Origin of the sequence: Sphingomonas prati (genome assembly GCF_014643515.1) — a bacterium.
GTDB lineage: Bacteria > Pseudomonadota > Alphaproteobacteria > Sphingomonadales > Sphingomonadaceae > Sphingomonas_R > Sphingomonas_R prati.
In genome coordinates, this window is record NZ_BMJP01000007.1 from 23,943 (window position 1) to 37,265 (window position 13,323).

General features: G+C 63.9%; 10 protein-coding genes and 1 pseudogene. 4 read left to right on the forward strand and 7 right to left on the reverse strand.

Annotated elements, in window-relative coordinates; translation table 11 throughout:
• Positions 1-87: 87 nt before the first annotated feature.
• From IEX50_RS16100 to IEX50_RS17830, 5 genes and pseudogenes are all read right to left on the reverse strand, one after another.
• Entirely contained in the window at positions 88-561 is a 474-nt protein-coding gene (locus tag IEX50_RS16100) for an acyltransferase family protein (RefSeq protein WP_157177848.1), read from the reverse strand.
• 55 nt (positions 562-616) lie between these two features.
• Positions 617-1,882, reverse strand: a complete 1,266-nt coding sequence (locus IEX50_RS16105; protein WP_157177864.1) for an MFS transporter — start codon at positions 1,880-1,882, stop codon at positions 617-619.
• A gap of 23 nt (positions 1,883-1,905) precedes the next feature.
• A complete protein-coding gene (gene manD / locus IEX50_RS16110) occupies positions 1,906-3,117 on the reverse strand; it encodes a D-mannonate dehydratase ManD (RefSeq protein WP_157177847.1) in 1,212 nt (403 codons plus the stop codon).
• Positions 3,118-3,358: 241 nt separating this feature from the next.
• Positions 3,359-3,973 carry a hypothetical protein gene (locus IEX50_RS17825; protein ID WP_373285335.1) on the reverse strand — a complete coding sequence of 205 codons (615 nt, stop codon included), beginning with the start codon at positions 3,971-3,973 and terminating at the stop codon, positions 3,359-3,361.
• Positions 3,974-3,991: 18 nt separating this feature from the next.
• A pseudogene (locus IEX50_RS17830) lies at positions 3,992-4,803 on the reverse strand (DUF1593 domain-containing protein); the annotation flags it as partial.
• Between the two features lie 809 nt (positions 4,804-5,612).
• On the opposite strand from IEX50_RS17830, the gene IEX50_RS16120 reads away from it, so the two are divergent.
• Together IEX50_RS16120 and IEX50_RS16125 are read left to right on the forward strand one after the other, a co-directional pair.
• Positions 5,613-7,184: a flavin monoamine oxidase family protein gene (locus IEX50_RS16120; RefSeq protein WP_188699512.1), complete on the forward strand. Its 1,572-nt coding sequence runs from the start codon at positions 5,613-5,615 to the stop codon at positions 7,182-7,184.
• A gap of 302 nt (positions 7,185-7,486) precedes the next feature.
• Positions 7,487-8,197 (forward strand): RidA family protein, encoded by a 711-nt coding sequence (locus tag IEX50_RS16125; RefSeq protein ID WP_229674117.1) that lies wholly within the window; start codon positions 7,487-7,489, stop codon positions 8,195-8,197.
• Positions 8,198-8,357: 160 nt separating this feature from the next.
• Here the strand turns inward: IEX50_RS16125 and IEX50_RS16130 are convergent, their stop codons facing one another.
• A complete protein-coding gene (locus IEX50_RS16130) occupies positions 8,358-9,638 on the reverse strand; it encodes a glycoside hydrolase family 130 protein (RefSeq protein WP_157177845.1) in 1,281 nt (426 codons plus the stop codon).
• A 404-nt stretch (positions 9,639-10,042) separates the two neighbouring features.
• On the opposite strand from IEX50_RS16130, the gene IEX50_RS16135 reads away from it, so the two are divergent.
• Both IEX50_RS16135 and IEX50_RS16140 read left to right on the forward strand, forming a co-directional pair.
• Positions 10,043-10,756, forward strand: coding sequence for a DUF3667 domain-containing protein (locus IEX50_RS16135; protein ID WP_157177844.1), 714 nt, complete (start codon positions 10,043-10,045; stop codon positions 10,754-10,756).
• A gap of 15 nt (positions 10,757-10,771) precedes the next feature.
• Positions 10,772-12,418: a TPM domain-containing protein gene (locus IEX50_RS16140; RefSeq protein ID WP_157177843.1), complete on the forward strand. Its 1,647-nt coding sequence runs from the start codon at positions 10,772-10,774 to the stop codon at positions 12,416-12,418.
• A 449-nt stretch (positions 12,419-12,867) separates the two neighbouring features.
• On the opposite strand, the gene IEX50_RS16145 is transcribed toward IEX50_RS16140, so the two are convergent.
• A complete protein-coding gene (locus tag IEX50_RS16145; RefSeq protein WP_157177842.1) occupies positions 12,868-13,092 on the reverse strand; it encodes a nuclear transport factor 2 family protein in 225 nt (74 codons plus the stop codon).
• Between the last annotated feature and the right edge of the window lie 231 nt (positions 13,093-13,323).

A 13,323-nucleotide genomic window follows, 5' to 3' on the forward strand; every position in this document is an offset into this window, starting at 1 on the left:
CCAGCGCAACCATCGCCAGCGCGCGCATGCCGTGTTTCCGCAGCACGAGCGCATAGGCCAGACTGCCGATATGCTTCTGAAAGAATGTCAGGCGGGCGCGTTCAGCGAGTGACTGGCGCCCAGCCGATTGGGCAGCGGCGCAGCCGGCAGGGCGAACAGCACGGCGACGAACGCGAAGCCGATCAGGATCGTGGACGCGCCTTGCCGGTCGCCCGCGAACGGATCGGCCCAGTAGCTCAGCAGTCCCAATACAACGCCGAGGATCATGAGCGGATGCAGCCGGATCAGCCGGCGGATCAGGAACTGCCGCATCGACCTCGGTCCCCAGCGATCGACATAGGCACAGCCAAAGACGAAGCCCGACAACGCAAAGCAGAAATTCACGGCCAGATAGGCATGTGGCAACGGCAGGCGCGCGGCGTCGAACTGGACCGCGCTGCCCTGGATAAGAAATGCGACAACCAACAGCGCCCCTGTGCCTCGCAGTCCGTCCAAAACCTGTAAATGAAGCTTGCCGCCGGGGACGAGCGTCGCCGCACCGTCGACGGCACGCCCCGTCATCGCCCGGCCCGGCGGCCGCTGAACAGCCGGCCATGATCCCGGCCAAACGGACGCGTCATGCAAGCGCGTCCGGTTCGACGGGCGTGTAGCGCGGCACGAGCAGGTGGATGACGAGCAACGCGAGCAGATAGGCCACCCCCGCGACCGCGAAGATCGGTCCGTAGCTGCCGACCCCAGCCAGGATCGTGCCCGCGAACTTCGCCATCAACATGCCGCCCAGCGCGCCGGCCAGCCCGCCCAGCCCGATGACCGACCCGCCCATGCCGCGCGGGAAGAGATCACCCGGAATGGCGTAGACGTTTGCCGAGAACCCCTGGTGGCACGCACAGGCGAGGCCGATCGCCGCGACCGCCCACCAGAGCCCCGGCGCCTGCGCCGCAAAGATGATCGGCAGCGCGAACAGCGCGCAGACGAACAGCGCGGTCTTGCGCGCGCGGTTCGCGCTGAACCCGCGCGCCAGCAGGTGCGACGAAAACCATCCACCGCCGATCGAACCGACGTCCGCCAGCAGGTAGACCGCAACCAGCGGCGGGCCGAAATCGAGCATCTTCACGCCATATTGCCGGTTGAAGAAGTCAGGCAGCCAGAATAGAAACGTCCACCAGACCGGGTCAATCAGGAACCGGCCGAGCATATAAGCCCACGTCTGGCGCAGCCCAAGCAACGTGCGCCAGCGCACCGGGCGGGCCGCCGGCACGGGGTCGGCCTCGATCCACGCCAGTTCCTCGGGCGTGACACGCGGGTGCCGCCGCGGGCTGCGGTAGAAAGCGAGCCACGCGAACAGCCAGATAACGGTCAGCGCGCCCGTCGCGATGAACGCCATCCGCCACCCGAACGTGACCGCGATGATCGGCACCACCAGCGGCGTCAGGATCGCACCGACATTCGATCCGGCGTTGAAGATCCCGATCGCCAGCGCGCGTTCGCGTTGCGGAAACCACTCGTTCGCCGCGGCCAGCGCCGCCGGAAACGCCCCGGCCTCCCCGATCGCGAGCGGGATCCGCGCGAAGATCATCATGCCGGCACTGGTGAACAGCGCGTGCGCGACATGACCGATCGTCCAGAGCGTCACTGCGACCGCGTAGCCGATCTTCGCCCCCACCCGGTCGACGAACCGCCCGAACAGAACATAGGCGATGCCGTAGGCGGCCTGGAACGCGATCGCGAGATTGGCATAGCCCTGCTCGCTCCAGCCGTAGCGCGACTGGAGCTCGGGCTTCAACGTCGGCAGGACGAGCCGATCGATGTAGCTCAGCGCGACCGCGGCGAACAGCAGCGCGCAGATGATCCACCGCACCTTGCCACGCGGTTTCTTGATCATGTCGGCGGGCGGTGCGGCGATGCTCACCAATTGTACATCGTGCCGTCTTCCAGCCGGTTCACCGGCAGGAAGGCACGCTTATATTCGTAACCCGCGGCGAGTGCCTCGTCGATGTCGACGCCCAGGCCCGGCGCGTCGCCCGGACGCATCATGCCGTTCGCGAAGCTGTACGCGTGCGGAAACACCGCGTCCGTCTCGGCCGTATGCGGCATATGTTCCTGGATCCCGAAGTTCGGGACGGACAGGCCGAAATGAAGCGCGGCGGCCATGCAGACCGGCGACAGGTCGGTCGCGCCGTGGCAGCCGGTCCGGACCTGGTACAGGTCCGCCAGCGCCGCGATCCGGCGGAGATGCGTGAGGCCGCCGGCATGGACCACCGTGGTGCGGATATAGTCGATCAGCTGGTTCTGGATCAGCTCCCGGCAATCGTGGATCGAATTGAAGATCTCGCCCACCGCCAGCGGCACGGTGGTGTGCTGGCGGATCAGCCGGAACGCCTCCTGGTTCTCGGCCGGCGTCGCATCCTCCAGCCAGAACGGGCGATAGGGCTCCAGATCTTTGCCCAGCCGCCCCGCCTCGATCGGCGTCAGTCGGTGATGGATGTCGTGCAGCAGGTGGACGTCCCAGCCCAGCGCCTCGCGCGCCGCGGCGAACAGTTCGGGCACCGCGCGCAAATAGCGGCTGGTGTTCCAGACCGCCTCGGTCGGCAGGTCGCCGTCGGCGGGCTCATAGGGCTGGTCGCCCTTCGCCACGCCGTAGGTCGACGCCATGCCGGGTACGCCGCACTGGATGCGGATCGCCTTGTAGCCCTGCGCCTGATATTTCCGTGCCACCACGATCGTATCGTCGATCGTCGTGCCGTTGGCGTGGCAATACACCATCACGCCCTCACGGCTCGCCCCGCCGAGCAACTGGTAGACCGGCATCCCGGCCAGCTTGCCCTTGATGTCCCACAATGCGGTATCGACCGCCGCGATCGCGGTCATCGTCACCGGTCCGCGCCGCCAGTAGGCCCCTCGGTACAGATACTGCCAGACATCCTCGATCCGGTGCGCATCTCGCCCGATCAGGCACGGCACGACATGATCGGTCAGGTAGCTCGCGACCGACAGCTCGCGCCCGTTGAGCGTGGCATCGCCGACACCCGTCGTCCCGTCGTCGCATTCGATCTTCAGCGTAACGAAATTGCGCCCCGGGCAGGTGACGATGACGCGGGCGTTGACGATCCTGGGCATAATCTCTTCAATCTCTATTGAACGGAGCGCTGGCGATGGCCGGGCGAACGCGAGCCGGTTCGGAACCCGGACGGTGGCGGAGCGGAAATGCGGGTTCGGTCGCCATCCTGCCTACCGCAACCCCCACTCCGGCCGACAGCATCCAAATTGCTGTCTGACACCTGCTGAATACCACCCTGCCTATCCCGTGCCCCCATTGTCAATGCCGACCCATGGCGCAGCGCCCTTCCCCGGCTGCCAACTACGGCCTGACGGTGACGACGATTCGGCGATACCGGGTCAGCGGCGGCGTGCCGCGATCGGTGACGGCCAGCACGAAATGCGCGTCGCAGGTCCGCGTGACGGAGGGCACCCGAAAACTGCGCTCGTAGAGATTCTCCGTGCTCGACAGCGCAATATCGCCACAGGTCCCCGCCTCGCGATACTGGAACCAGCGATAGCTGAGGCTGTCGCCATCCGGGTCGCGCGTGCCGAGCGCGCTCAGCTGGACGGTGGCACCCGACCGGACGGCAAGCCGATCCGCATGGCGCAGCACGACCACCGGCGGGTGATTGACGTCGGCCGGCGCCCTGTAGGTCCACTGCATCCGCGCCGCGAAGTCGTTCTGGAAATCGTCCCGCCAGCGCCACAACGTCTCGCGAAACCCCCGGTAGCTGCGGTCCATCGGCTTGGTCGCCCGGCCATAGGCGTTCGCGACCACCGGCGTGACGGTGTCGACGGCGTTCGTCCAGATCGGCCGGGTCTCGGGCGGCACCGGCACGCCGCCGTTGAACCCCGTCGGATCGAGCTCTGCCCGCGCCGGTATGCGCAAAGTGTAGCGCCCGCCCCACCCGCCCCAGTCCGGCCGGTCGGGCATGTTCAAACCGTTCGGGATCAGCCCGAGGAACGTCGGCGTATCGCCTTCCATCCCGTACGCGACATCGGGATAGGCCGCGCCCAGCGGACCGCGCCCTTGCTGGATGTTGGCGACAAGCCAGGGGTTGGAGATCGTGTTGTTGTCGATGCCGTCGACGACGATATTGATCCCGCTCCACGTCGCCGCTCCGTAACCCCCCGGGCTGACGATGTAGAACAGGTCCGGAAATTCGCGACGGATCCACGGCCCGCCGTCGTCCTGGTCCGACACGGTATAGACGCGCAGCTTGGCGACCGGCCGCTTCAGCTCTGCCGGCGACCGCGTGGCGCGGAGGGTCGGCAACGCCTGCGCCAGCGTGTTCGGCCCGCCCCAGCCTGCGACCCACAACGGCCGATCGTCGCGCCGGTCCGGCGCGACGATGATCCGCCGCGATCCGGGCGTATCATTGCCCGGCCCGATCGCGGCCATGCCGTAACCCGGCTGACCCGTATCGATCATCCGCGACAGGCTTTCCGCCGTGGGAAAGCCCGGATCATGCCGCACAAGATTGGGCCGGACCTTTCATACTCGCCGATCAGCCGGCGAATGGATTCCGGCGCAAGCCGCGTCTTCTGGTGGACGGACGTCGTAGCTACCAACCCCTCAATATCGATCTCGTTCGCGTACAGCAGCAGGCGGATCAACGACTGCGTATCGTCCGGGTCGGCCTCGATGTCAGTCAGCACGAGCAGGCGGGGATGCGGCACGGATGGCTGCGCGACGTCCGGCTGGCCAATGGCGGGCGCCGGAATGCCCGCTGGACCAACCATGACCCATAACAAGGCCTTCATCGCGACACCCCTCACCGTTCGCTTTATCGTTGTGAGCGTTATCGGTCACGATATCATCAGGTCAATGTCGGGTCGGGCCGCTGCGCCCGCATGCCTACGGCAGGATCTTGCGTGTCCAACTGCTCGGCGTAAGCGAAGACCATTGATGACCGACCTCCGCCCGCTGTGGAACCACCCCGGTTGGATGGCGACGATCTGGCTGCGGAGCATGCTGCAGTGAGCCTGGTCGCCCAGGTCATCCGTTTCTGGATCCACCCCTGATCGCACGCGGAGCCCAAGGTCGCTAATCGGTGATCCGGGTCCGGGCGGCCAGGTTTCGCGCTTGGCGCCGAGCAGGCCTCGGCGATCGCCGTGATCCTGAACCGATGCGGCGCGCTGTTCGGAAGGAGCAGGGCACCACCTGGGCCTCAGCGGCACCTCATACCGCCTTCGATTCGAGATCTTCGGCCAACTGTTATCGGCGGCCGACCGGCAACAACTGACGCCGTCAAGCCGACATATCAACACGAAAATTTTACCACTGCTACGAATTACGCATTTTTTGTGTTGCGCTGCGCTCGGTTTCGGGATCATCTTCAAACATGTCAGCTGCACACAGAGAAACAGAAAACAAAATCAGTCGGGGCTGAGGGGGAGAGGCAGCCTGCTGCCTTCCTCATTAGTGATGAGCAATTCGGAGAGTATGATCCTGGAGGGCCGGTGACAGCAATGTCCCGTCATGTCGCGCATTTCGATGACCGGTGCGCGACCATTGCTCGTTCGGGGGGATCGACATGGTTACACGCAGGGCGTTACTTGGTCGTATCGGCATGCTGGGGGGATATGGCGCGACATTCTGCGCGATGCAGGCGCTTGGACTGACGGGCATCGCCCACGCGCAAGGGGTGAAGGAGGCCACGCCGACCGCGGGACACGGCAAGCATGTGGTGGTGCTGGGCGCCGGGATCGCTGGGTTGACCGCGGCCTACGAGCTCGAACAGGCCGGTTTTCTGGTCACCCTGCTCGAGGCGCGGGACAGGGTCGGCGGGCGTGCCTGGACGGTTCGCGATGGCGACAAGATCGAGATGAACGGCGAGGCCACGCAGACGGCGCGCTTTTCGGACGGCATCTACTTCAACGCCGGGCCGGCCCGCATCCCAAGCTTTCACCAGGGCCTGATCGGCTATGCCAAGAAATTCGGCGTCCCGCTTGAGGTCGAGATCAATTCCAGCCGGTCCGCCTATGTGATGGGGGACGACGGCCGCCGGATCCGGATGCGAACCGCCGTCAACGACATGCGGGGGCATATCGCGGAGCTGCTGGCCAAGGCGATCAATCAGGGTTCGCTGGACCAGTCGATCACCGCTGCGGACCGCGAAAGGCTCATGCCGTTCCTTAAATCCTACGGCGATCTTGGTCAGGATATGACGTTCAAGGGCACGGAACGGTCCGGCTTCGGCACCGCGCCGGGGGCCGGGGTGACGTTCGCAGCGCCCGGCAGCGCGATGCCGATCGACCAGTTGCTGGCCAACCAGCAATTGCCGATGACCCTGTTCGAAGACAATCTGTACATGCAGGCAACGATGTTCGAACCGGTCGGCGGCATGGACCGAATCCATGCCGCTTTCGACCGCGCGCTGCGCCATCCCGCCATCCGCGGGGCGGTGGTGACGAGGATCCGCCATACCGGCCGGGGCGTCTCGGTCGTCTACCGCGACACGGCCAGCGACGTGGCCGAAACGGTGGATGCGGACTACATGATCTGCACCATTCCCTTCCCGGTCCTGGGAAAGATCGATACGGACTTTAGCCCACGGGTGAAGGCCGCGATCGCCGGCGTCGTCTATGATCATTCGAACAAGGTCGCGTTCGAGGCGCCACGCTTCTGGGAACGCGACCAGATCTACGGCGGGATCTCGTTCGTCGGCGGGCCGACGTCGCTGGTGTGGTATCCCTCGGCCGGCCTGCATTCCGAACGGGGCATGCTGCTCGGCTGCTACGCCTCGGGGGCCAAGGCGGCGGAGTTCCAGCGCCGTCCGATCGCGGAACAGATCGCCTTTTCCCGCGACGTAATCGAACGGCTGCATCCCGGCCACGGCAAGGACCTGGTCAACGGCATCGCCGTCAACTGGCACAAGGTACCGTTCAGCCTCGGCCCCTGGCCCGACTGGAAGGCAGGCAGCGCCAATGGCCATCAGGAAGGCCACATCGATACCGAAGCCTTCCGCGCGTTCCAGCTCGCCGACGGCCGGGTCTACTTCGCCGGTGCGGCGCTCAGCCAGACGCCCGGTTGGCAGGAAGGCGGCATCCAGTCCGCGCAGACTCAGGTCTCGGCGCTGCTCCGCCGTGTCGCCGCGCAGGCGCTGACGGAGTCGCCAGCCCGCGCCACCCGCGCCGCCTGATCCTTACACGGGGCGTCTTCGATCATGTCGGACCACTATCGGTACACCCACACGACGCAAGGCAACTCGATTAAAACCACCGACTAGATAGCTGACAGCCGACTATTTAATAAAACAGCCCTGATAATATTAGTCAGAAAATTGAACCGTTCCGGAACAATATTCAAACCGAAAATAAAGTTCAGGTGACAATAATCTTTGAGCCATGGCAGGTGATGGTCTGAACGTTTTGCATTCAGGGAAGCAATCCATGACATATTATAATTGCACATCGTGTATCGCATTGGCGTCCGTGCTGGCAATTGCTGTTCAATCCCCGGCCGGGCGGTACGACTGCCAATCTCGACCTGATCTTTAACGGTAGCAGCGTGCTTGACGCGCCGCTGACGTTCCGTCCCTATGCATCAACGGAGGCTAATATTATGCACACATCAACTTCGCAGTCTGAGTTCTCGCGCCGGCGCACGAGCGTTCCGTGGCGCGGCCTGGCTGCCGGTATCTTCCGCCTTTCGCTGGCCGGGGCAGTGATCGCCATGGGCATCGGACTGACCACCTGGTCGAGCAGCGCATCCGCGGCCCCGGCGATCGTTCGCCACGCGGCGAGCCCGCCCGGCCTGATCCTCCAGGGCGTAACAGTCCCCGCCGGCGCGAAGATGCTGTATCTGTCCGGGCAACTGGCGTCACCGATCGGCGCTCCGCCGCCAACCGGCACGTCGGCGACGATCGCGCAATACGGTGATACCCGGACCCAAACGATCAGCGTTTTCGAAAAAATCAAAGGCCTGCTGGCGGCACAAGGCTTTCGCATGGCGGACATTATCAAACTGACCGTCTTCGTTGCCGGTGATCCCAAGCTGGGTGGCAAAATGGATTTTGCCGGGATGAACGATGCCTTCAAACTCTATTTCGGAACACCGGAAAACCCGACCACCGTTGCCCGGTCCACCGTTCAGGTCGCCGCATTGGCAGCACCACAATATCTGGTCGAGATCGAGGCGACTGCGGCCAAGTAGGAGGCATATGCGGCACCTGCCGGGTCACAGCAGTCTCCGATCTGGAAGACCCACATTCGGACATTTTTGACGAGCGTCGCCCCTGCTCGACGTCGGACGCTCGTTCAGAATGGATCTTCGCTGCTTACAGGGCATTCCGACGTCGATGAAGCAGAGCACGCTACCGCATGACGGAGAGTATGTCGTCGACGCTACCAACCGCAAATGCCGAGTACTCATCGGCGATCGCGTATGGCAGCAGCACGCGTCGCTTGTGGAGCAACGCACCGCAGCTGTAGGTGACGTTAGGGACGTAGCCGCCCCGCTGTTCGCCGCTCGGGAACAGCAGCGGCGATGGTGTTCGCGCGAGCACTTTTCTGGGATCGGCCTTGTCGAGCAGGCACGCACCCACGCAATAGCCCCGCACCAGTCCGACCCCGTGCGTGAACACCAGCCACCCCTCGTCGATCTCGATCGGCGATCCGCAGTTGCCCATCTGGACGAACTCCCACGGGTAACGCGGCCCCATGATGATCTCGCCGGTCTCCCAATGATGCAGGTCGTCGGAACGCAGGAGCCAGATATTCTCGTTGTCTTGGCGGCCGAGCATGACGAACTGTCCGTCGATCCGTCGGGGAAAAAGCGCCATGCCCTTATACGCGGACATCGCGCCGGTCAGTGGCCGCATCTCGTAGGTCCGTACGTCGATGCCGCGGAGAAGCTCAGCACGCGCGTCGCGGCCATCGAAGGCCGTGTAGGTGCCGATCACGCTCTCAGTGCCATCATCGTCGGTAAAGTGGACAAGCCGGAGATCCTCGACGCCTTGCCGCTGGCTGGGCAATGTCGGGAAGATCACGGTTTCCGAAACGTCCTGACTGTCGTCGGAGCGCAGCCGCACCCAGCCCGCATCGTCATCTCGCTCGATCCTCGGCGGAACCCCTTGCGAGCTGACCGGATCGATCACCAGACCGTCTGCGCCGTCCCATGTGCCCGATCGGAATGTGACGGACGAGATATGTCCTTCGCCCACACCACGCAGCGAGAGAACGAAGGCGACATTGTCATCGACCTGGTCCTGATCGGGTACGGTCACGATCGAAGGGTTGAAGAGCGCAGCGCTCTCGAAGGCATATTCCTGGCTGAAGTAGGCGCCGATCAACAGCCGGTCGCGCTCTGCCTCTACCGCGACGCCCAGGTCGTGCTCTACTTCCAGGAAGCGGCGAAGAAACACGCGATCGACATTCCGATGCCGCGGCTGCATCGCATCGTGGAGAAGCCCAAGCATGCGGTCACGCATCTCCGGCGCCATTCCCATCAGGCGTGCCGCCACCGCTTCAGAACGAGTGGGCCTCCCGTCGGCAAAGGCGGCCGGATAACTGAAGCCGAATGGCCGTATGACAGTGCGCGCCGGATTCGGTTTCAGCTCTACGTCGAGTGTTTTGAATACGTTCGCAGCTTCCATCTAACAGCCCTCGCTAACAACATGACGGGACAGCGAAGCTCGAGCCGGTTCGATCCGTATCAGACGCTTCAGGCAAGATAGGCGGCAGCTGGAGGTGCTGACCGTGAACTGGATCTTCTTAGTTCATCTAGCGTGTCCGGCGTTGTCTGGCCGGCCAAAATCCGACTGCTTTGAAGGAGACCCGGGTCGCAGCGCAGCATCGTGTCCACGGGGACGCTGTTCCGCGGTCCATCCGTCCTATGCTAAGCCGAAGCGGGGCAACGATGGGAGGTAAGATGCTGGATGTCCGCCGCATGATTGCCGATGCGTTCGGTCCGAGCAGACAGGGCGCTTCTTCCCTTCCCAACGTTCCGGTGTCGAATGACTGGTTCGAGCAACCGACATGCCGCAATTGCACGACACCGATGACGACCGCGTATTGCGGTCGCTGCGGGCAGAAAGCTGCGAAGCGGTTCGTTTGGCACGATCTCCGCAAGGAAACCTGGGATCGGCTCCGCCTGTTCGAGCTGCCGGCGGTGCGGACGCTCGGCAAGCTGGTCGTCAGGCCCGGTACGGTCGCCCGGGACTATGTGATGGGCCGGCGGACGACGTGGATGCACCCGCTGAAGCTGCTCGTGGCGACCGTTGCCGTCCTGGTCCTGTTACTCGCGACCAACCAGTATTTCAGCGTCTATGCGGGCGTCGATCGCGATGGCGTCGTCAAACGCATGGCGGCGCAGGTGCTAGCCTATTCCAACTGGAGCTTCTCGCTGGGCATCGTCGCCATCATCGTCGCGGCGGCGATCGTGTTCCCGCGCCGGCTCGGCTACAATCTGGTCGAAGTAGCGGTCTTGGCGATCTACTGCCAATCGATCGTGCTTGCCTTCACCAGCGTCAACCTGTTGCCGACGCTGATCTGGCGCGACCCGGCCTTCATCCTGGCACACAAGGCGGCGTCGCAGATTTATGTCCCGATACTCAAGACGGTGATTGTCGTGGTGGCCTATCGCCAGTTCTTCCTCCTGTCATGGCGGACTGACTGGCCAAGGCTCGTTTTAGCCGGCATCATGGTCGCCGCGGTCAACTGGACGCTGCTGCGCATCTACGCATGGGCGATCCTTTGGCTGGTAAGCCGCTGACCAGGAGACAGTGACATGCGAACCCTGCATCTGGCATCAATGGGTGCGCTGGCGGCCCTCCTGACAAGCGGTTGCGGCAAGGCGGACGACACGAGCAAGATGGCGTCCAGCGCGGCCAAGGTCGAGGCGATCGCGTCGACGCTCCAGGCCTGTTCCTATGACGGCACGCCGGTCCAGGCGGATGGCGCCGCACTGACTGGCGGCGCGCCGCAGGATTGCGCCAGCGCCGTCACGCGGATCATGGGCTATACGGGCCTCCCCGCCAATTTCGTCGTCGTGTCCGGACCGGTGCCGAACGCCGCCGCGGTCATCCTGCTCGACGACAAGCGGGTGCCGCGCCGGGTCATCGCCTTCAATCCCACGTTCATGAAGGCAGCCGAGGCGCAGGTCGGCGGCAGCCCCTGGGGTCCGATCAGCATCATGGCGCACGAGATCGCGCACCATCTGTCGGGGCACACGATCGTGCCCGGTGGCAGTCGCCCGGACATCGAATTGGAAGCCGACAAGTTCAGCGGCTACGTCCTGCAAAAGATGGGCGCGCCGCTCGCCGAGGCGCAGCGGATGATCCTGACGGTCGGCAGCAGCCACGGCTCGCCGACCCATCCGGCAAGAAACCAGCGCGCCGACGCGATCCGCCAAGGGTGGCGGCAATCCTGCATGCAATCGGGCGGTCTCGAGTGCGCGGGCGGGAAAGCGCCCGCGGCGCAGGGCGCCGCCTCGCCAGGCGCGATCGCTCGAGCAGCGACAGCGCCACAGGTCGCCACAACGCCGGCGGTCGTCAATGCCTCGGTCCCCGCCCGCATTTTACCGGCGCCCGGATCGATACCCTTCAAATACGGCCGCTTCATCGTCGACGAGACCGGACGGCTCGATCCGGCACGTGCGAAAACGATGGAACAGCGGCTGTATCGCCTTGCCAGGGACTCGGGCGTCGAAATGAGCGTCCTGGTGGTCGACGACCTGAAGGGGCTGTCCGCGAACGACTATGCTTGGGCGATGATGCGACAGTTGCGGATTGGCAAGCTCGATGTGGGCAACGGCGCGGTCGCGGTCGTTGCTCCGCGGCAACACCAGGCCGCGGTCGCGTTCGGGCCCGGTCTTGCCAAGGAAGCCGAATTCTCGGATCCGGACACGCAGCTCGTGCAATGGATCGACGCGGCATGGCCCAATTGCGAGGATGCCGACGGGTGCGCTGGCTGGACCGACGCGCTGTTCACGGTATTCGACGGGACGTTGTTCTGGGCCGAGCGCAGCAAATGGACGATCGGCTACCAGAGCCTCGGGCAACTCCTCGATCATTACACTCGGATCAATGCCGAGCGGATGCAGACAAAGCGGTCGTTCAACGCCGCGACCGACCAGCCTAACGGCAATCTCGTCCGGGTGACCGGCCGCATTACGAACCTCAAGTCACCCACCGGATACGGTCAGGCGAACGAACGGCTTCTGGGTGGAAAGCTTGGCTACACGGCGGTCAGCATGATCACTGACGATGGCCATGACCTTGTGCTCTACGTCGCCTCGCGCCTCGCCCGCCTCATGCCGTCCGGCGCGCTCCGGAACGGCGCTAGATATACGGCGGTCGGCCGACTTCAAAGCACCGGCGACAAAGCAAGCAAGCAGGCCTCGTCAATGTGGCTGTTCAGTTACGATCCGATCTGATCTTGCACGCGCGTTCTCAGGCGGCGGTACACCAACATTTACGTCCGCGATCACGGTTCCTGGCGGTGGTTCGCGCGGCATGCGAACGGAGTGCCGACGACGTGACAGGCGTCGACGAGTTTGCGCGCTTCGTGGCGGGTTAACAGCGACGAACTTCTTAGAAAGGAAGCAGGGAAGGAAAGACGGCTACCGGAATTGCGCTGACGACCACGGCAGTATGATGCTTCCCCAAATTGGTCTCCACCAAAATAGCCAGAATAGACGAATTGGTTTCAAAGCCACGCATCCTCACGTGCGGAGTTCCGCCAAAGCGTCTTGAACTCGATCCCGGACGTTCGTGCGCGGTTTTCGGCTTCCAACTTCGGCCGTTCGATCATCTTGTCGCTACGACCGATCCCACGGCATTCGATTCAGGCGCTAACCGATATAAGGTGGTGACAAGCGGCCGTTTAGAAACCTGAGGTCGAGGTTGTCTGCTGCACAACAAGCTGCCACCGACCATCTGTCTTCACCAATACATCCGTGAACCGCAGATACATTTCGCCGTAACCGCCGAATGCGGTGCCGCCGCGGTGATCGACACCAGTGACGACGGCTGTGTTGCCATGAGCAGAGGCCGCAATACTACTCATGAGGGTCACTGCCGCCAGCCCGGGAAAAGTGAAAATGCGCATAGAAACACCCGCCGCAGTAACCCTTAACGATGGAGCCCGACTCCCGCTTGTGGGCGCTATCCGAACGGCCCTTTCGCCGCATGGAAGGCTTACGAGCGGTCAATCAAACAGATCCACCACTCGCCAACACCCGCCCTTTGCCGACGCTGATCCTCTGTAAAATGTGCGCGATGGATCCGGGCTAGGATACTAATTGTCGAGAATGGGCAGGTTTGGTCATTCGCGGCTTGT